Source organism: Bradyrhizobium sp. Cp5.3 (assembly GCF_000426265.1).
Classification (GTDB): domain Bacteria; phylum Pseudomonadota; class Alphaproteobacteria; order Rhizobiales; family Xanthobacteraceae; genus Bradyrhizobium; species Bradyrhizobium neotropicale.
In genome coordinates this window covers 76,126-94,730 of record NZ_AUFA01000010.1, presented here as the reverse complement: position 1 = coordinate 94,730, position 18,605 = coordinate 76,126, and the positions used below count along the sequence as shown (strand labels likewise).

The 18,605-nt window shown below is 64.7% G+C and carries 18 protein-coding genes and 1 pseudogene; 7 read left to right on the top strand and 12 right to left on the bottom strand.

The genetic code is table 11. The features are described from left to right. Positions 1-2 precede the first annotated feature (2 nt). Positions 3-1,892, bottom strand: coding sequence for a CHASE2 domain-containing protein (locus K289_RS0116230; protein ID WP_027552493.1), 1,890 nt, complete (start codon positions 1,890-1,892; stop codon positions 3-5). A gap of 63 nt (positions 1,893-1,955) precedes the next feature. Next, on the bottom strand, positions 1,956-2,492 hold the full coding sequence (locus K289_RS0116225; protein ID WP_027552492.1) for a FecR domain-containing protein: 537 nt from the start codon (positions 2,490-2,492) through the stop codon (positions 1,956-1,958). Positions 2,493-3,137: 645 nt separating this feature from the next. On the opposite strand from K289_RS0116225, the gene K289_RS0116220 reads away from it, so the two are divergent. Beyond that, positions 3,138-4,223, top strand: coding sequence for a DUF2778 domain-containing protein (locus K289_RS0116220; RefSeq protein WP_027552491.1), 1,086 nt, complete (start codon positions 3,138-3,140; stop codon positions 4,221-4,223). Positions 4,224-4,230: 7 nt separating this feature from the next. Here K289_RS0116220 and K289_RS0116215 read toward each other — a convergent pair whose 3' ends face one another. Further along, positions 4,231-4,860 carry a glutathione binding-like protein gene (locus tag K289_RS0116215; RefSeq protein ID WP_027552490.1) on the bottom strand — a complete coding sequence of 210 codons (630 nt, stop codon included), beginning with the start codon at positions 4,858-4,860 and terminating at the stop codon, positions 4,231-4,233. 11 nt (positions 4,861-4,871) lie between these two features. Next, on the bottom strand, positions 4,872-5,465 hold the full coding sequence (locus K289_RS0116210) for a cysteine hydrolase family protein (protein ID WP_027552489.1): 594 nt from the start codon (positions 5,463-5,465) through the stop codon (positions 4,872-4,874). Between the two features lie 125 nt (positions 5,466-5,590). Between K289_RS0116210 and K289_RS0116205 the strand changes: the two genes are divergently transcribed. Beyond that, positions 5,591-6,433, top strand: a complete 843-nt coding sequence (locus tag K289_RS0116205) for a LysR family transcriptional regulator (RefSeq protein ID WP_027552488.1) — start codon at positions 5,591-5,593, stop codon at positions 6,431-6,433. A 103-nt stretch (positions 6,434-6,536) separates the two neighbouring features. Further along, positions 6,537-7,283, top strand: coding sequence for a signal peptidase I (lepB, locus tag K289_RS0116200; RefSeq protein ID WP_027552487.1), 747 nt, complete (start codon positions 6,537-6,539; stop codon positions 7,281-7,283). 72 nt (positions 7,284-7,355) lie between these two features. Here lepB and K289_RS0116195 read toward each other — a convergent pair whose 3' ends face one another. From K289_RS0116195 to K289_RS0116185, 3 genes are all read right to left on the bottom strand, one after another. Next, complete coding sequence (locus tag K289_RS0116195; RefSeq protein WP_027552486.1) at positions 7,356-7,643, bottom strand: GIY-YIG nuclease family protein; 288 nt, start codon at positions 7,641-7,643, stop codon at positions 7,356-7,358. A 152-nt stretch (positions 7,644-7,795) separates the two neighbouring features. After that, positions 7,796-9,436 (bottom strand): chaperonin GroEL, encoded by a 1,641-nt coding sequence (gene groL, locus K289_RS0116190; RefSeq protein ID WP_027552485.1) that lies wholly within the window; start codon positions 9,434-9,436, stop codon positions 7,796-7,798. Positions 9,437-9,481: 45 nt separating this feature from the next. Further along, positions 9,482-9,796: a co-chaperone GroES gene (locus tag K289_RS0116185; RefSeq protein WP_027552484.1), complete on the bottom strand. Its 315-nt coding sequence runs from the start codon at positions 9,794-9,796 to the stop codon at positions 9,482-9,484. A gap of 365 nt (positions 9,797-10,161) precedes the next feature. Here K289_RS0116185 and K289_RS0116180 point away from each other — a divergent pair, with 365 nt between their 5' ends. Together K289_RS0116180 and K289_RS0116175 are read left to right on the top strand one after the other, a co-directional pair. Then, positions 10,162-10,449, top strand: coding sequence for an usg protein (locus tag K289_RS0116180; RefSeq protein WP_027552483.1), 288 nt, complete (start codon positions 10,162-10,164; stop codon positions 10,447-10,449). 173 nt (positions 10,450-10,622) lie between these two features. After that, the gene (locus K289_RS0116175; protein WP_027552482.1) at positions 10,623-11,171 is read left to right on the top strand and encodes a cupin domain-containing protein; all 549 of its coding nucleotides are present in this window, start codon (positions 10,623-10,625) and stop codon (positions 11,169-11,171) included. Between the two features lie 212 nt (positions 11,172-11,383). Here the strand turns inward: K289_RS0116175 and K289_RS53080 are convergent. After that, positions 11,384-11,485, bottom strand: a pseudogene (locus tag K289_RS53080) (nucleoside transporter C-terminal domain-containing protein); the annotation flags it as partial. A gap of 167 nt (positions 11,486-11,652) precedes the next feature. Here K289_RS53080 and K289_RS0116170 point away from each other — a divergent pair. Beyond that, positions 11,653-12,870: a rhomboid family intramembrane serine protease gene (locus K289_RS0116170; RefSeq protein ID WP_027552481.1), complete on the top strand. Its 1,218-nt coding sequence runs from the start codon at positions 11,653-11,655 to the stop codon at positions 12,868-12,870. Positions 12,871-13,064: 194 nt separating this feature from the next. Here K289_RS0116170 and K289_RS0116165 read toward each other — a convergent pair whose 3' ends face one another. Beyond that, entirely contained in the window at positions 13,065-14,315 is a 1,251-nt protein-coding gene (locus K289_RS0116165; RefSeq protein ID WP_027552480.1) for a NupC/NupG family nucleoside CNT transporter, read from the bottom strand. Positions 14,316-14,490: 175 nt separating this feature from the next. Between K289_RS0116165 and K289_RS0116160 the strand changes: the two genes are divergently transcribed. Then, the gene (locus K289_RS0116160) at positions 14,491-15,711 is read left to right on the top strand and encodes an MFS transporter (RefSeq protein ID WP_027552479.1); all 1,221 of its coding nucleotides are present in this window, start codon (positions 14,491-14,493) and stop codon (positions 15,709-15,711) included. A gap of 261 nt (positions 15,712-15,972) precedes the next feature. Here the strand turns inward: K289_RS0116160 and K289_RS0116155 are convergent, their stop codons facing one another. The 3 genes from K289_RS0116155 to K289_RS0116145 form a co-directional block, all read right to left on the bottom strand. Then, a complete protein-coding gene (locus tag K289_RS0116155; RefSeq protein WP_027552478.1) occupies positions 15,973-16,731 on the bottom strand; it encodes an SDR family oxidoreductase in 759 nt (252 codons plus the stop codon). A gap of 26 nt (positions 16,732-16,757) precedes the next feature. Next, a complete protein-coding gene (locus tag K289_RS0116150; protein ID WP_027552477.1) occupies positions 16,758-17,516 on the bottom strand; it encodes a proteasome-type protease in 759 nt (252 codons plus the stop codon). Between the two features lie 205 nt (positions 17,517-17,721). Continuing rightward, positions 17,722-18,564 carry a transglutaminase family protein gene (locus tag K289_RS0116145; protein WP_027552476.1) on the bottom strand — a complete coding sequence of 281 codons (843 nt, stop codon included), beginning with the start codon at positions 18,562-18,564 and terminating at the stop codon, positions 17,722-17,724. Positions 18,565-18,605 lie beyond the last annotated feature (41 nt).

Genomic DNA, 18,605 nt, shown 5'->3' with positions numbered 1-18,605 from the left:
CCTCATCCCGCCGCGTCGGCCTTCGCCGCCGCCTGTCCCGGTTGTCTCTCATCGCGCCAGAACCAGACCGTGACCGTGCCGGAGCGGCCGCGAACCTGAGTGCGCAGCGGGCCTCTCAGCGTGCTGTCGGGATCGCCGAGGAAGTCGGCCGCATCCAGCAGCGTATCGCTGAGCGCGAGCCTTGCATCGTGCTGGGCGGCGACCTCCATCAGCCGGCTCGCGATGTTGACGGTGTCGCCGGTCGCGGTGATGTGCTGGTGGCTTCCGCCGAGGCGCGAGGCGACGATGGGGCCGAAATGCGCGCCGATCTTGAAGTCGAGCTGATCCCGGATCGAAGGCTGCAGCGATGCAATCCAGCCCTGAACGGCGCGATGCAGCTCGACTGCGCATTTCATCGCGCGCGCGGCATCATCCGGCATCGCGCGCGGCAGGCCGAACAGGATCATGGCGCCGTCGCCGAGAAAGCCGGTGATCATTCCGCCGGAGGAGACCGCGGATTTGTCGATCAGCGCGTGAAAGGCTTTGAGCAAGTCGCGAAGCGTATCCGGATCGATCCATTCGCTGAGCGAGGTGAAGCCGGAAAGATCAATGAAGACGACCGCGGCGTTCTGCCGGACCGGTTTTGCCAGGAAATCGGGATCGCGCGCCAGCCACTCCTGCACTGCCGGCGCCTGGAATTGCGCCAGTGATCGGCTCTTGGCGGCGAGATATTGCGTCCGGCGGCCTCCCGCCCACAATTGCACGCCGGCGAAGACCGCGACGGGCGGCACCGCTGCGGCAAGCGTGGTTGCGGCGTTGAGCCAGATGCCGTGCGTGAACGCGAACAGGTTCAGCGCCGCCCAGGCCATCATCACCGCGGCGGCTGCGACGAGCCCGAGCGCGCTTCGCCGCCAGGCGAGCAGGCCCACCAGCAGCATCGGCAGCAGGATCGCGGTGAGCGCGTCGGCGATATGAACCCTGCGATCGCGCACGATGCCGTCGCCGGCAACGAGATGGGTGATGGCGGTCGAGACCACTTCGACACCGGGCATCAGGGTATCGAACGGCGTCGGGAAGAAATCGCCGCCGCCGGCGACGGAGGCGCCGATCACGACGATCCGGTTCTCGATCGCTGCGCGGTCGAGCGTTCCGTCGAACACGGTCTGCGCGCTGACCGTGCGGATCGTACGGCGCGGACCGTAATAGGTGATCGGCAGCGCGAAGTCGGTGTCGGTCGGTACCGCGCGATCGCCGAGCATGAGATGGTCCGGTGCGATCGTCAGCGGCTTGTCGAGCGCCCGGCTCGCGACCCGCAGGGGAAACGACAATTCAACCTTGTCGTTCGTCTTGAACAGCATCGGGACCGAGAGCGGGGAGCCCGACTGTCCCGTCGCGACGTTCACGACGCCGACCTCGGCGCGATCGGCGAAGGCCGGTAGCGGCAGCAGGAAGCGTTCGGCCTGGGGCAGGGTGGCGAGCGGCCCGTCGCCGGTCGCCGCCACGGTGTCGATGGCGGCCGGAAAGATCGCCGCAGCGGCGAGGATCGCGGGACTGCTGGCGAGCGAATGCGCGAGCGTGGCATCGCCGAGTCCACCGCTGCGATCGACCAGCAGGAGGTCGACGGCAATGACCTTCGGCTTGAATTGCGCGACGGTGTCGACCACGCGCGCGAGATCGGCACGCGGCAGCGGGTAGCGGCCGCCGCGCTTCACGACGGCGTCGTCGATCGCAACGATGGTGACGAGATCGGGTGGACGCTGCACGCCGCGCGCCAGCGTGCGCAAATCCGTCAGCGTTGCCTCGAGACGATCCAGAAACCGCAGATGGCCGTTGGCATGAGCCGCATAGATGCTGGCGCCCCACAACGCGGTGAGGACGAGCGCAACCAGGATCTGAACGCGTCGGCTACTCATACGGCCGTTTGCAATCCGCTCTCTTGTCCAAAACTTATTGTCCGAGCCTTATTGTCCGAGCCTCTATTGTCCGAGCCTTGCCATCAAGGCGTCGATGCGCGGCTGGCCCCAGCGCTTGACCTCCAGCGTGCCGGCCGCTTCGACGTCGACGCCGTCACCCGGTCCGAGCACGACGGCGCGTCCGCGAGTCCTGCGGCCGACGCCGACACGTCCGTCGGCGACGAAGACGGACGTCTTGCCGTCGGCGGCATCGACGGCCCATCTGGTGCCGCGCACCGCCGCGATCGCCTGCGGTGTCAGCACCTTGAAGGGATTGCCGCCGGGCTTCTTGGGAACCTCGATGAGCAGGGCCTTGCTGCTCAATTCCACGGAATCAATATGTCCGTCGCGGTTGGCGTCCTTAAGTTCAAATCTGGCGCCGTTTTCAGCAATGATCGTGATGCCGTTGTCGCAGCGCCAGGTCTGCGCATGAGCGGCCTGGGTGCCGGCGGCGGATGGCGACGACGTGCAACCTGCGTTGGCGGGCTGCGCAGCGGCCTGTCCCATCAACAGAAACGACCACGCCAGAGCCAGGCATCCGGCGCGTATGCCCCTTTTCATGTCAGCCTCCATTCGCGTGGTCGGCACATTTCAAGGCGATGTTGATACGGTACCGTATCACGCGCTGAGGCTGCTGAAAAGTGCCGTGCTCGCAGCTATTTTGTCGCTGGGCACATTTCCAGATTGAGCGCGATCAACTTTCGGTCACGCCGCCGTGTCGCGGAAGACCGCAACAGCGGCGCTGCGTGCCCGCATCATCTCGCGCGCGTCGAATGGAAGGACTCACCAGCCTCGCGCAACGCTTCGTCGCTATGCTCGGACGGCATTTTGAGATCACGAAAATGGCGTAGTTGGATGCGTCATACAGCGTGCTGCAGAGCCCAGATGATCGCGCCGAGAGGCGTGAGAATTATGGTTAACAGCCCCGCCTAAGTCCGTAGTTCTTCGGGCTTTTTTCCCTAAATGGGACAGCATTAACGAGTTGCCCCATATCTGCCCGAACTTAATCCGCATTTAACTAAAAGTGGCCTTAATGACGCTCCGACCTCCTGCGAGATGCTGCAGTCGGAACGTGACCAGCAGCGGCACTTCGAAGGGGGACTGAGTGACACCGTCCTGGACGCAAGGCGAATGAGTACGAGTATCGCTGCGCAGAGTTACGCGGCACGGAAGTCCAAAGATTCTTTTCGGAAGTCTTCCCGGAACATGACCACCCAAAAGGTGCTTGGCGCCGCTGCGATCGGCTGCCTCGTGCTGGGAGCCGGCTGGACCGTCTACAGCAACATCTTTGCCGCGAGCGTCTATCCGACGGTCGGCAGCACCGGCTACGACGAGCCGGTGATCAAGCGCGCGCCGAAGGTGGCGCTGCGCGAGGCGGGCGAGGCGGTGAGGGAAGCTTTCTCGCTGCTGCCCGACCGGGTGCAGGTCGCCGCGCCGATCACGCAGGAGATGTTCAACGAGCGCTTTGCGGCCGCTGCGACCCGGGGCGTGGAGTCGAACGCGGCGAGCGCCGCGCTGCAGGCTCCTGCGACGAAGATGGCGGATGCCAAGGACGCGGCGAAGCCCGCCGCGCCCGTGAAGGTTGCGGAAGCGCCGAAGTCGCAGGGCCCGGCCAAGATCGCTGACGCCGCGAAGGCCAAGCGCGGCGCTGAGGCGCCAGTGCAGCTTGCCTCTGCCGAGCCGGCCGAGACCGCGCACCTGCCCGAGGCGAAGCCGAAATCGTTCGCCGATCGCGCCAAGGCGGCGGTGATGTCGATCACCGGCCCGCGCCAGTCGATGGTCGAAAAACTCTGGGGCAAGCGCGAGCCCTCCGGCGGGCTGCTCGCCTATGCGTCGGCCGATGCCAGCGTGACCGCGAGCATCGCGCCGAAGGAGCAGAATCCCATGCTCGGCGGTGCGCCGCCCTACGAGCGCGACACGGCGGTCTACGACATCACCGCCAAGACGGTCTACCTGCCCGACGGCACCAAGCTCGAGGCGCATTCCGGCCTCGGCTCCAACCTCGACGATCCGCGTTCCTCGCGCGTCCGCATGCGCGGCGTGACGCCGCCGCACATCTACACGCTGAAGCCGCGCGAGGCGCTGTTCCACGGCGTGCCCGCGCTGCGCCTGACCCCGATCGGCGGCGAGAACGCGATCTATGGCCGCGACGGCCTGCTCGCCCACACCTTCATGCTCGGGCCGAACGGCGATTCCAACGGCTGCGTGTCGTTCAAGGACTACTACGCCTTCCTCGACGCCTATCGCAACAAGGGCATCCGCAAGCTCGCGGTGCTGTCGCGGGTGGAGTGATCCGCGCTTAAGACGCAACCGTCTTTCGCAGCGCCATCTCGGTCGCAATCGCTTCCCTCACGGCGCGCCGCGCCTGCATGCGGCCGAGATAGGCTGACAACGACGGCCATTGCGCGATGTCCACGCCTGCGGGACGGAGCAGCAGCAAGGCCCAGGTGAGATGCGCATCCGCAACGGTGAAGCGGTCGCCGACGAGGAATTCGTGGGTTTCGAGATGCGTGGCCGGCACCGACAGCGTCTGGCCGATCCTTGCACGCGGCTTGGCGAGCGACGCGTCGTCCTTGTACCAGAAGGTCGGAAACAGGAACGCCTTGTGGATCTCGGCGCCGATGAAGCTTAGCCACTCCTGCAGGCGATAGCGATTGGGATCGCCGGGCCGCGCTGCGAGGCCGAGCTCAGGCTTCAAATCGGCGATATATTGCAGCACCGCTGCGCTCTCGGTCAGCCGTTCGCCGTTCTCCAGGATCAGGACCGGCACGGCGCCTTTCGGCGAAACGCCGCGGAAGTCGCTGCCGTCGTCCACGACCTTCTTGGTCCAGATATGGGCGAGGTGATAGCGCGCCTCGATGCCGGCCTCCATCAGCGCGATGCGGCTCGCAAGCGAGCAGGCCATGGGAAAGAAATAGAGCTGCAGCATCGCGTGCTCCGTCACGTCAGCGCGTCGCCGCGCGCGATGAGCGCGAAGCGATCCGACAGCTCGGCCAGCGCGACCTCGTGAATGGTGGCGGCGGCGATCGTCCCGCCGCGGCCGTCGGGCAGGTCGCGGGTGGCGCAGGCGTCCGCCGCGATCGTGGTGCGCAAACCGAGATCCAGCGCTGCGCGCGCGGTCGAGCTCACGCACATATGGGTCATGAAGCCGGCCAGCACGATGTTGTTGCGTCCGGTCGCGGCAAGGCGGGCTTGCAGATCGGTGCCGGCAAAGGCGTTCGGCAAGGCTTTCTCGATCACCGGCTCCCTCGCAAGCGGAGACAGGCTCTCCACGATCGCCCCGCGCTCGGCCTCGCGGTCGAACAGGCTTCCGGCGCGGCCGTTGTGCGCGATGTGGAAGATCGCGGCGCCGCTCTGCCGAGCGCGTGCGAGCAGGCGAGCCGCGCTCGCGATCGCGGCCTCGGCGCCGGGCAGCGCGAGCGGGCCGGCACGGTATTCGTTCTGGATGTCGATCAGGACGAGACAGGCTTCGCTGAGCTGCGGCGGGTTCAGGTCGGCGCCGGCGAGTTCAAGCAGGGTCTTTGGGGAGGTCATGAGAGCCTTTCCATGAAGTCGGACCGCCGCAGGCTAGCGCGGCCGCGGCCAGCATTCGTGCAGGACTATTGCAGCAGGTGGCTGCATATTTGCAGGCAGGGCAGCCGGTATGCTAACCGATGCGGATGAACTGGGACGACCTGCGCATCATCGCGGCCGTGCGGGACGAGGGCACCTATGCCGGTGCCAGCGCGCGGCTGCGCATCGACGAGACCACGGTCGGGCGGCGTCTTGCCCGCATCCAGCGCGACCTTGGCGTGCCGCTGTTCGAGGCCGTGGACGGCGTGCGCCGGCCGACAGGGCATTGCGAGAAGGTGCTCGCGCATATCGGTGCGATTGCCGGACACGTCGCCGAGATCGGGCGGATCAGGGAAAGCGAGCCGGGCCCGGTCGGGCGGCTGCGCATCGCCTCCACCAATTCGGTCGCGGAGGAGCTGCTCGCGCCGCGCGCCGAGCCATTCTTGCGCGAGAACCCGGGCCTGACCCTGCAATTCCTCACCTCGAGCGAGAACGTCAAGTTCTCGCGCTGGCAGGCCGATCTCGCCATCCGGCTGCGCAAGCCGGAGAAGGGCGACTTCACCATCTCCAAGCTTGCCGAGGTGAAGCTGTATTTCTTCGAGCCGGCGGAGGCAGTCGATGCCGCGCCGGTGGTCTGTGCCTATCCGGACGAGCTCGATGCAATTCCGGAGTCGCAGTACTTGCGTGCAAGGCGCCTCGGTGCTGCGCGCTGCATCACCGACAATGTCCGCGTCATCCAGACGTTGATCAGGTCGCATCGCGCCGTCGGTGTCTTGCCGGAGCACAATTGCGCGACGCTGCTGGCCGATCGCAGCCTGCGCGCAACGCTCCTCGGCAAGCGTCGCGACGTCTGGCTGCTGGTGCAGAACCATCTGAGGCGCGATCCGGCGACGCGTTTGACCATCGAGTGGCTGCGACTCTGTTTCAGGGACCTCGCGCACCCGCGTTGAACGCAGGTAAGGCGCCGTGCGACCAAGCTGGGGATTGCAGGGATTGCGCGCGTCCCTAGGTTGCGTAATCTCGCGGTCACCACAATCTCGATCGGGCAGGTGCATGACCACGCTTCAGGAAACCATCCGGCCGTCGGCGCAGTCCAGGGAATGGAAGGCGATCGTCATCCTGATCCTGCTGATCCCGCTGCTGTGGTCGCCGCCGTTCTTGATCCGCTTCTTTCTGTTCCAACCGTTCAACATACCTTCCAGCTCGATGGCTCCGACGCTGGTCGTCGGCGATTACGTGTTCGCCGCAAAATATGCCTATGGCTACAGCCGCTATTCGTTTCCCTATTCGCCGTCGTGGCTCTCGGTCCGCGTGTTTGTCGCCGAGCCCGGGTACGGCGACCTCGTCGTGTTTCGCTCGCCGAAGGATACCTCGGTCGATTACATCAAGCGCGTGGTCGGGCTTCCCGGCGACCGCATCCAGATGCAGCTGGGGCAGCTCATCCTCAACGACCGCGCGGTGACCCGTGTCCCGCTCAAGGACACGCCCGGCGGCTCCGTCTGCGGGGGCGATGCCGGCGCGAAGGTCAAGCGCTGGCGCGAGACGCTGCCGAACGGCACGAGCTACGTGACCTACGACTGCATCGACAACGGTTTCTACGACAACACCAACGTCTACACGGTGCCGCCAGGCCATCTCTTCGTGCTCGGCGACAACCGCGACAACTCGAGCGACAGCCGCGCGATGAAGGCGATGGGCTTTGTGCCGATGGACAATCTCGTCGGCCGGGTGACACGGATCTTCTGGTCGCTCAACGCCGACGGCGAGCCGCGGTTCGAGCGGCTGGGGAAGGTGCAATGAGGGGGCGATGTCTCATCCCGTCATTCCGGGGCGGCGCGAAGCGCCGAGCCCGGAATCCATTGCCCCACAAGCTCAGCTCGCAATTTGCGGATACAAGTCGATCCACTGGGGATTCCGTTCTTCAATGAGCCGGATCTTCCATTCCCTCCGCCACTTCTTCAATTCCTTCTCACGCTCTATGGCGGTGACGGGATCGTCGTAGATCTCGAACCATACCAGCCTGTCGACTGCGTATCGTTTGCTGAAACCAGCGACAACTTTGCTCTTATGCTCATGAATCCGGCGGACGATGTCGTTCGTCACGCCGAGATAGAGCGTGCCGTATTTCTTGCTGGCGAGGAGGTAGACGTAATAGGCCATGGGCGAGCTGTGAAATGGATTCCGGGCTCGGCGCTTCGCGCCGCCCCGGAATGACGAAGCATGATACGACCTCTGCGTGTATCATCAAGCAACAAAAACCCCGGCATCGCTGCCGGGGTTTCGCATTCTTGTCGTTCGCCAGAACGGCTGGATTAGAAGTCCATGCCGCCCATGCCGCCACCCGGGGGCATCGCCGGACCGGCGCCGCCCTTCTTGGGCAGCTCGGCGACCATGGCTTCGGTGGTGATCAGGAGAGCCGCAACCGAGGCTGCGTTCTGGATCGCGGTGCGCACGACCTTGGTCGGGTCGATGATGCCCTTGCTGACCAGGTTGACGTATTCGCCGGTCTGGGAGTCGAAGCCGTAATTGTAGGTCTTGTTCTCCAGGATCTTGCCGACGATCACCGAGCCGTCTTCGCCGGCGTTGATCGCGATCTGGCGGGCCGGCGCGGACAGCGCCTTGCGCACGATCTCGACGCCGGTCTTCTGGTCGTCGTTCTTGGTGCGCAGGCCCTTGAGCTGCTCGGAAGCACGGAGCAGGGCGACGCCGCCGCCCGGGACGATGCCTTCCTCGACAGCCGCGCGGGTCGCATGCATCGCGTCATCAACGCGATCCTTGCGCTCCTTCACCTCGACCTCGGTCGCGCCGCCGACGCGGATCACCGCGACGCCGCCCGCGAGCTTGGCGAGACGCTCCTGGAGCTTCTCACGGTCGTAGTCCGAGGTGGTCTCCTCGATCTGCGCCTTGATCTGGGCCACGCGCGCCTCGATGTCGGCCTTCTTGCCGGCGCCGTTGACGATCGTGGTGTTCTCCTTGTCGATCATCACCTTCTTGGCGCGACCGAGCATGTTGAGCGTGACGTTCTCGAGCTTGATGCCGAGATCTTCCGAGATCGCCTGGCCGCCGGTCAGGATCGCGATGTCCTGCAGCATGGCCTTGCGGCGATCGCCGAAGCCCGGAGCCTTGACGGCCGCGACCTTCAGGCCGCCACGGAGGCGGTTCACGACGAGGGTGGCGAGAGCTTCACCTTCGACGTCCTCGGCGACGATGACCAGCGGCTTGCCGGTCTGCACCACGGCCTCGAGCAGCGGGAGCAGCTCGTTCAGCGAGGAGAGCTTCTTCTCGTTGATGAGGATGTAGGCGTCGTCCATCTCAACGCGCATCTTGTCGGCGTTGGTGACGAAGTAGGGCGAGATGTAGCCACGGTCGAACTGCATGCCCTCGACGACGTCGAGCTCGGTCTCGAGCGACTTGGCTTCCTCGACGGTGATGACACCCTCGTTGCCGACCTTCTTCATGGCGTCGGAGAGGAACTTGCCGATCTCCGCGTCGCCGTTGGCGGAGATGGTGCCGACCTGGGCGATCTCGTCGTTCGAGGTGACCTTCTTCGAGTTCTTCTCGAGGTCGGCCACGACGGCTTCGACCGCGAGGTCGATACCGCGCTTCAGGTCCATCGGGTTCATGCCGGCGGCGACCGACTTGGCGCCTTCCTTCACGATCGCAGCCGCGAGCACGGTCGCGGTGGTGGTGCCGTCGCCGGCCGCGTCAGCGGACTTGGAGGCGACTTCGCGCACCATCTGCGCGCCCATGTTCTCGAACTTGTCCTCGAGCTCGATCTCCTTGGCGACGGTGACGCCGTCCTTGGTGATGCGCGGAGCGCCGAACGACTTGTCGAGCACGACGTTGCGGCCCTTCGGGCCGAGGGTGACCTTCACCGCATTGGCGAGGATATCGACGCCGCGCAGCATCTTGTCGCGGGCTTCAACCGAGAATTTGACTTCTTTGGCTGCCATCTGGATTTTTCCTTGAGGTGTTTGACTTGAGGGAGAGGGGGGCTGTTAGGCCGCCTTCTTCTTGGAATCGCTGACTTCGAGAACGCCCATCACGTCGCTCTCCTTCATGATCAGCAGGTCCTGGCCGTCGATCTTGACTTCGGTGCCGGACCACTTGCCGAACAGCACGCGGTCGCCGACCTTCAGGTCGATCGGGATCAGCTTGCCAGCCTCGTCGCGGCCACCGGGGCCAACGGCGACGACTTCGCCCTGGGAGGGCTTTTCCTTGGCAGTGTCGGGAATGATGATGCCGCCAGCGGTCTTCTCTTCTGCGTCGATGCGCTTGACCACGACGCGGTCGTGAAGCGGACGGAATTTCATGCAGTCCTCCTAAGTAGTTGCACGAGTTGGAGATTTTCAGGTGTTAGCAATCGCTGCCCGCGAGTGCTAGCACGAGCGAGGCTGAAATAGGACAGGAATTTTGCGGGGGCAAGGGCTTGTAGCAGAAAAATCAGCAGTCCCAAGCGCGCTCTGCCAATTTCTCTTTACCATCGTTAACCCGTATTAGCACGGGCATGCATCTGCTGCTAACGCATTGAATTTCAACAGCTTGTTAAACCTTTGGGCTTGAGATGGATTGTCAGTTTGCGTCACATTTCTCTCATGTGAGCGCATCTCCGCCGGGTGGCTCCCGGGGCACGGATCAAGCCACCCGCTGAATATGCGCTCCTGCAAAGGAGGTTGGCATGGGCTTACGGGTTGGGGGCGTTTCCGAGGACTTCCGGAAACAGATGCTGGGTTACGGGCTGACGACGGCGCAAATTCTCTATCGGATGCCGGATCACCCCTCGCTGCTGCAGACCTACGTCTGGCAGAACTACGATGTCTTCCCGAAATTCCCGGCGCTGACCGACTTCCTGGCATTCTGGGAGGAGAAGCTCGACGGCCCGCTATTCTCGGTGACCGTAGCGCACTCCAAGCTGATCAAGCCCGCCGAGCTGCGCGCCGTGGACGGGGTGTTCAGGTTGCATTGACGCCGGACGCGGCGCCGTAGCACTGGTAGGGTGGGCAAAGGCGCGCTCGTGCGCGCCGTGCCCACCATCTCTCCACGATCGCATTTGCATGGTGGGCACGCTCCGCTTTGCCCACCCTACGATTTCTCATTTCTGTGCTAGCCTCTTGTCTATAACAACAACGGGAGGCAGCCATGGCCAAGTCCAAGAAGCCGGCATCGCGCAGCGCCGCGCAGTCCGCGGTTCGGAAGAAGTGGAGCGGCAACAAGACCGCGGCGCGGTCCACCGCACGCAAGACGGTGAAGGCGAAGGCCCGCACGACAGCGGCCAAGTCAACTGCCAGGAAACCTGCACGGCCCAAGCAGCGCATTGCCGTCAGCCATCACCGCGAAGAAGATTTCAAGGCCGACGGCCTGCGCGCCTACGCCCAGTATCGCGACCTCGGCATTTCCGCCGCAACCCACGGTCTCGCGCAAGCGCATGTCATTCGCCTGCTGCCGCCGTGCAATCCGGCCGAGGTCTCGAAGCTTCACTATCACGACGTCGAATTCCAGATGGTCTATGTGCTCAAGGGCTGGGTGAAGACCTACATGGACGGGCAGGGCGAGACCATGATGATGCAAGGCAGCGCCTGGACCCAGCCGCCGAAGATCAAGCACATGATCCTCGACTATTCGGACGACGTCGAACTGCTGGAGGTGATCCTGCCGGCGGAGTTCAAGACGGTGGAGTTGAAGGCGTAGGCCGCTTCAGGAAGGGCGCACACGTCTCTCCGCTCGTCATTCCGGGGCGCGCGTAGCGCGAGCTCTGATGCGCAATTGCGCATCAGAGAATCCATCGGGCCGCATCACACGCGGCAAAATGGATTCCGGGCTCGCCGCTTCGCGGTACCCGGAATGACGGGTGGAGAGAGACTACGCCAGCCCCGCGCGATCGCCCCCATCAAACACGTCGTCAGCGGCGTCGGCGACAGCTTTGAGAAGTCGACATAGGCGACCAGTTCGTTGAGCACGGTCTTGGTGCCCATCAGGCTGCCAGCGGTCACGGCCTGATCCCAGATACTGCGGTCATGTGGCAGTACAGGCGATCGCTAGAATGCGCCCGATCCGCGAAACCGGGCAGTTACCTATCGGATGATTTCAGCCGCCGCGCAGGGCGGCCGCTAACCTGTTGAAAATACCCCTCGCGTCAACTCAAGGCTGTGAAAATGCGGGAAATGCTTTCATGGCGACCAACACTTTTGGCCGACGCGGCGCGGTGGCGCCACCCCCAAGAGCATCGTTTCAACCCGTCGCCGCGCCGATTGCTTCAGCGGTCGTGCGCGACCGCGCTCGGTCCTTGTCCAGTGAGGGGACGCTTTTTGGCGACAACAAGCTTCTGGCCGATATCCCTTTCCTCACCATTGGCCTGATTTTCGGTCTGCTCCTGATCTTCGCTCTGCAACGCAGTCTGGCCATCGACATTGCGCCGGACGGCTCACTCGATGTCCACTCGCTGATCGCTCAGGGCGCGTCCGGCTATGATCTGGTTGTCGGAAGGGGAGAGTGGTGGCGGATTGGCCTTGCGCCGCTTCTGCATGGCAGCGATTGGCACCTCATAGGCAACGCCATTGCGCTGTTCATCGTCGGCGTCAGGCTGGAGCCTCTGATCGGCCGTGGCTGGTTTTCGCTGATCTTTGTTGCCAGTGCGCTGGTCGGCGAGGCCGGCTCGCTCCTGGGCAATGCGCCCGGCGTGCCAGGCGTCGGTGCGTCCGGCGCCATTACCGGGCTCATCGCCGCGCTGTTTGTCGCGAGCTTCGATCCCGAAGCGGACGCCGATCAAACAATGTCGAGACTGAAGACGTCGCTCTTCTTCGGTGTTCCCGCACTGCTGCCGCTTGCCTTTGGAGCCTCCGGCAATGTTGACTATTTTGCCCATGCAGGTGGTGCGCTGGCCGGCGGCGCGCTTGCCATCATGCCGTGGCTCGTCTTCTGGTCCTATGACAGCCTGCCGCGGAGCGCCAGTATGACGCTGCTCGCAGGATGCGTCGGATCTCTGATCTGCGCCGGCTTCGCCGCTGCTCATTATTCGTCCTACATGGCCGACGCCGCGCACTATATCCCCGCGTCGGAAATGCCGGCGAATGGTGACGAGCGCGTCAGCCGGTCTTTCGATCTCGTCACCCGCTACCCGAAAGACCCGCGGGCTCATCTGTTCCATGCGATCTTCCTCATGGGACAAAAGAGCTTCGCTGCCGCCGAGGCGGAAGTGCGAACCGCCATGTCGCTCGCCGCATCAGATGTGGCGGGCGGGCCGGTGCGCTCCGCGGCGCCGGCCGTGATGGCGGTGGTGCTGTACGCGCAGGGACGGGACAGTGAGGCGAAGGCCATGGCGGCCGAGCCGTGCCGTGCCAAGCAGGGTGAGGTGCGTCGTATCTTGGAGAAGACGAAGTTGTGCGGTTGACCGGAAGGTGGAGCTGAAGGCGTAGGCACTGTTAGGAGGGCGTCCACTTCTCTCCGTTGTCATTCCGGGGCGCGTGCAGCGCGAGCCCGGAATCCATTTCACCGCAAGCGCTGACGCTCGATGGATTCTCTGATGCGCAATTGCGCATCATAGCTCGCGACTTCGTCGCGCCCCGGAATGACAGGCGGAGAGAGCTAACTCAACACCCCCACGATCGCGCCCATCAGGCAGGTCGTCAGTGTCCCCGATACGATCGACTTCAGTCCGAGCGCGTTGATCTCGTCGCGCCGCTCGGGCGCCATCACCCCTAAGCCGCCGATCATGATGCCGAGGCTGGCGAAATTGGCGAAGCCGCACATCGCATAGAGCATGATCAGGCGCGAGCGTGCATCGAGCGCGTCCGGCGACAGCTTCGACAGATCGACATAGGCGATCAATTCGTTGAGCACGGTTTTCGTGCCCATGAGACTGCCGGCCGTGACGGCCTGATCCCAGGGCAGGCCCATCAGCCAGCACACCGGCGCCATCACCAGCCCGAGCAGCCGTTGCAGCGAGATCGCGGCGCCGCCAATGTTGGGCAGCAGGCCGAGGATGGCGTTGACGAGATAGACCAGCGCCACCAGCACCAGCAGCATCGCGACGATGTTGAGCAGCAGCTCGAGGCCTGCGCTCGTGCCTTTCACGATGGCATCCATCGTGCTGGAGACCTCCATCTCGGGATCCTCCAGCGCGCCGCCGGTGCGCTTGTCGCTGGTCTCGGGCACCATGATCAGGCTGACGAGGATCGCAGCCGGCGCGCCGAGCACGGATGCGATGACGAAATGCGCGGCCGCATCGGGGATCAGCGGCGCCAGCAGCGTCGCATAGAGCACGAGCACCGTGCCGGCGATGCCGGCCATGCCGCCGGTCATCACCAGGAACAATTCGCTGCGGGTCATCTGCGCCAGATACGGCCGCACGAACAGCGGCGCCTCGACCATGCCGAGGAAGATGTTGGCGGCGGTCGACAGCCCGACCGCGCCGCCGACGCCGAGCGTACGTTCGAGCAGCCAGGCCATGCCGCGCACGATCGGCGGCAGTACGCGCCAATAGAACAGCAGCGTCGTCAGCACGCTCATGACCAGGACGATCGGCAGGGCCTGGAACGCCAGGATGAAGTCGGCTCCGGGCACCTTGACGTCGAAGGGCGGGGGGCCGCCCCCGATATAGCCGAACACGAAGGACGAGCCGGCGCGCGAAGCCGACGAGATCGCGCCGACTGCGTCGTTGATGGCGCCGAAGGCGTGCGCGACGACCGGCAGCTTCAACAGGACGACCGCGGTGACAAGAGTGACGACGAGCCCGATCGCCGCCTGGCGCAGCGAGACCGCGCGGCGGTTTTCGCCGAGCGCCCAGGCGATCAGCAGCAATGCGAAAATGCCGAGTGCCGATTGCAACCGCAGCATGATGTCCCCAAACCCCCAATGATTATGGCAGCTCGTGCATTGCAAACGCAATGCCGGGAGCTGACCAAAGCCTCCCGCTGTTGACAAGCAAGCCGGTGTCAGCCACGCGGGGCTACGTCAAGATCCGGCGCGGATGGTCGAACAGGTGAGTCAAGAGCTAAGTGAAGGGCAGGCGATGCCGGCGAATCCGCCGGTCAGTGTCCGCGCGCTCCTCTCCCATCGCGCCTTCCTGTTCTTCCTGCTCTCGCGCAGCCTGTCGCGCTTTTCCAGCCAGATCGCGGCGGTCGCGATCGGTTGGCAGATCTACGATCTCACCGGCTCGGCCTTCGACCTCGGCATGGTCGGGCTCGTGCAGTTCCTTCCCACGGCGCTGCTGGTGTTCGTCGCCGGCCATGCCGCCGACCGCTTCGAACGCAAGCGCGTCGTGCAGCTCTGCCAGCTCGTGGAAGCGGCGACCGCGCTCTATCTCGCCGTCATCACCTATCTCGGCGCGGTCGGCGAGGTGCAAATTTTGGTCGCGACCTTCGTGCTCGGCATCGCCGGAGCCTTCGAGAGCCCGACGACCGCGGCGATGCTGCCGCTGATCGCACCGCAGGGATCGCTCCAGCGCGCGACCGCGATCTCGAGCGGCGCGGCGCAGGTCGCGACCATCACCGGGCCCGCGCTCGGCGGCTTCGCCTATGCGATCGCACCGCATCTCGCTTACGCCGTGATGGTGCTGTTCTGGCTTCTCGGCATGATCCTGACCGGCTTCATCCGGCCGCGCCCGCAGGCGATCGCCAAGGATGCGAGCGGGGACAACATCTTTGCCGGCGTCCGCTTCATCCGCGGCAATCCGGCGATCCTCGGTACCATCTCGCTCGACTTGTTCGCCGTGCTGTTCGGCGGCGTCACTGCGCTCTTGCCGATCTATGCCCGCGACATCCTGCAGACCGGCCCGGTCGGGCTCGGCGTGCTGCGCGCCGCGCCCGCGGTTGGCGCGCTGCTGATGACCATGGTGCTGGCGCGACACGCCATCTCGCGGCATGTCGGCCTGCGCATGTTCCAGGCCGTGATCGTGTTCGGGGTTGCCACCGTCGTCTTCGCGCTCTCGTCCTGGATGTGGCTCTCGGTGCTGTCGCTCGCAATTCTCGGTGCGGCCGACACGATCAGCGTCGTGATCCGCTTCTCGCTGGTGCAGTTGGCTACGCCCGACGAAATGCGCGGCCGCGTCGGTGCGGTGAACTTCCTCTTCATCAACGCCTCGAACCAGCTCGGCCAGTTCGAGAGCGGCCTGACAGCCGCACTGTTCGGCGCCATGCCCGCTGCCGTGCTCGGTGGTGTCTGTACCGTCGCGGTGGCGCTATTGTGGATGAAGCTGTTTCCGAGCCTGCGGCAGGTGGAGAGTCTGGAGTAGGGGTCTGAGCCCCCTCCGCCGTCATTGCGAGCGCAGCGAAGCAATCCAGAATTTTTCCGCGGGCGCAGTCTGGATTACTTCGCTGCGCTCGCAATGACAATTGTAGAGGCAGTGCACGGTTTTACGTCGTCTCACCCCGCCAGCCGAGCAGCAGTCGGCGCCCCTTGACGCCTACTGTGCATGGGGTTGTTTTTCAGTTTTTGAATAAGGCGCAGGGCGCCAGCCCTCTTCCCGCAAGCGGGAGAGGGCTGAGGAAAGACCTTAGCCGCGTCCGACGAACGGCATCTTGGTGGCCATGACCGTCATGGTCAGCACGTTGGCATCGAGCGGCAGGCCGGCCATGTAGGCGACGGCATCGCCGACTGCTTTCGCGTCCATGCGCGGCTCGTGCTTGGTCGTGCCGTCGGGCTGCAGCACGCCGGGGCCGTTGACCATGCGGTCGGTCATCGGCGTTGCCGCGTTGCCGATGTCGACCTGGCCGACCGCGATGTCGTACATGCGGCCGTCGAGGTTGCTGGCCTTGGTCAGGCCCGTGATGGCGTGCTTGGTCGAGGTGTAGGCGGCCGAGAACGGCCGCGGCGCATGGGCCGAGATCGAGCCGTTGTTGATGATGCGGCCGCCGCGCGGGGTCTGGTCCTTCATGATGCGGAAGGCGTGCTGGGTGCACAGGAACGGGCCGGTGAGATTGGTGTTCACCACCGCCTGCCACTGTTCGAGGCTGAGGTCCTCGAAGTTGACGGGCGGCGCGCCCATGCCGGCATTGTTGAAGAGCACGTCGAGACGGCCATAGGTCTCCTTCACCTTGGCGAACAGCGCGGCGATCGAGTCCGGTTTGGTCATGTCGGCGGTGACGCAGAGGCTCTTGCCGGCTGGACCGAGCTTTGCCGTCTCCTCGAGCATGTCGAGCCGACGACCGGTGAGCACCACGGTGAAGCCGGTGTTCATCAGCGCCAGCGCTGCCGCGCGTCCGACGCCGGTGCCGGCGCCCGTCACCACTGCGATCTTCTTTGCTTCACTCATTGTTTCCTGCCTTTTCTCTGGAGCTGTCAGGTTTTGGGTTCTTTTTCATTCTTGTAGGGCGGCCGCGGGATGTTCTGATGCGCGGCGCGCAAGGCCGCCGACCAGCGCGAGCGCAGATCGTGGAAATAGGGCTCGCCGGCCTCGATGCGGTGATTGAGATCGGCATCGCAGGCATCCGCGCGCACCACCAGCACGTCGATGGGAAGGCCGACGCCGAGATTGGAGCGCATCGTCGAGTCCATCGAGATCAGGCCGGTCTTCAGCGCCTCGTAGAGTTCGACGTCGTAATGCATGGCGCGGTCGAGCACCGGCTTGCCGTATTTGTGTTCGCCGATCTGCAGGTACGGCGTGTCGGTGGTGCATTCGATGAAATTGCCGGCGGTGTAGACCATGAACAGGCGCATGCGCGCACCCTTGATCTGGCCGCCGAACAGGAAGGACACGTCGAACGAGACGTCTTCGGATTTCAGCGCCGGTCCTTCGGTGGCGTGCACCGCCCGGATCGCGCGGCCGATGCGCTGTGCCGCCTGGAACATGGTCGGCGCGTTCATCAACGTCTCGATCTCGCCCGTGTCGGGGTCTTCCAGGCCCTCGGTCAGGGTCGACAGCACCGACTGGCTGATGGCGAGATTGCCCGCGCTCGCAATCGCCATGATGCGCTCGCCGGGCTTGGAGAAGATGTGGAGCTTGCGGAAGGTCGAGACGTTGTCGAGGCCGGCATTGGTGCGGGTGTCGGCGATCATGACGAGCCCGTCCCGAACCAGGATTCCGCAACAATAGGTCATTTCCAGTCCCCGAACGCGTTTGCGCGGAATTACTAGCCAATTTCAAAGGCCGGTCCAACCCCAATTCCCGTGAGGCGGCTGGGTGAGTTCGTCATGCCGGGGCGCGACGAAGGCGCGAGCCCGGAATCCATTTCATCCCAAGCGCTGTGGCCTGATGGATTCCGGGTTCGCGCTGGCGCGCGCCCCGGAATGACGAGCTAGACAACTACCCCTGCCACTGCGATTGCGACTGGCCGCCGCGGCCGGCCTGCTCGACCTTCACCGCCACCGTCAGCGTCTCCAGGCCGCCGCCATAGCGGGTGCCGCGCACCGGGGCTGCGCCGAGATAGTCGAGCCCGATCGCGACGCGGACATGGGCATCGGTCGAGCAGATGCAGTTGGCCGGATCGAAGCCGATCCAGCCGAGATCCGGCACGAAGGCCTCCGCCCAGGCGTGGCCGGCATTCTGGTGGATGGTGCCGTCGGAGCGCAGGAAGTGGCCGGAGACGAAGCGCGCCGGCACGCCGCCGGTACGGGCGCAGGCAATGAAGATATGCGCATAGTCCTGGCAGACGCCGCGCTTGAGCGTGAACGCCTCTGCCGCCGAGGTGCCGCTGTTGGTCGGGTCCTCGTCGAAGGTCATGTGCTCGCTGATCTGCGTCATCAAGGTGTGGAGGAAGCCGAGCGTGTCGCTCTCGGCTTCCGCGCGCAACTGACGCGCAACCGCGGACATCGCCGGATTGACTTCGGTCAGCTCGGTCGTACGCAGGAACATGCCCGGTGGAAAGCGTTCATCGGTGCCGCGCAGCACGCCACCGGTGTCGTGCGTCTCGATCAGGCCCTCGGCAAAGATCTTGATGTCGCCGACAGACCCGCAGGACAGGACATGGGTGACGTTGCCGAAGGCGTCTTCATGGGTGTCGAGCTTGGTGTCGGTCGAGACGTCGATCTGCCATTCCGCCACATATTGCCCGTCATGGCTGCCGGGCGTCATGCGCAGGATCTGGATCACGCTCGTCGCCGGAGGTTCGTAGCGATAGGTCGTGGTGTGCTGGATTCGCAGGCGCATGGTGGACCGGTTGTTCTAGCGTCGTCATTCCGGGGCGCCCG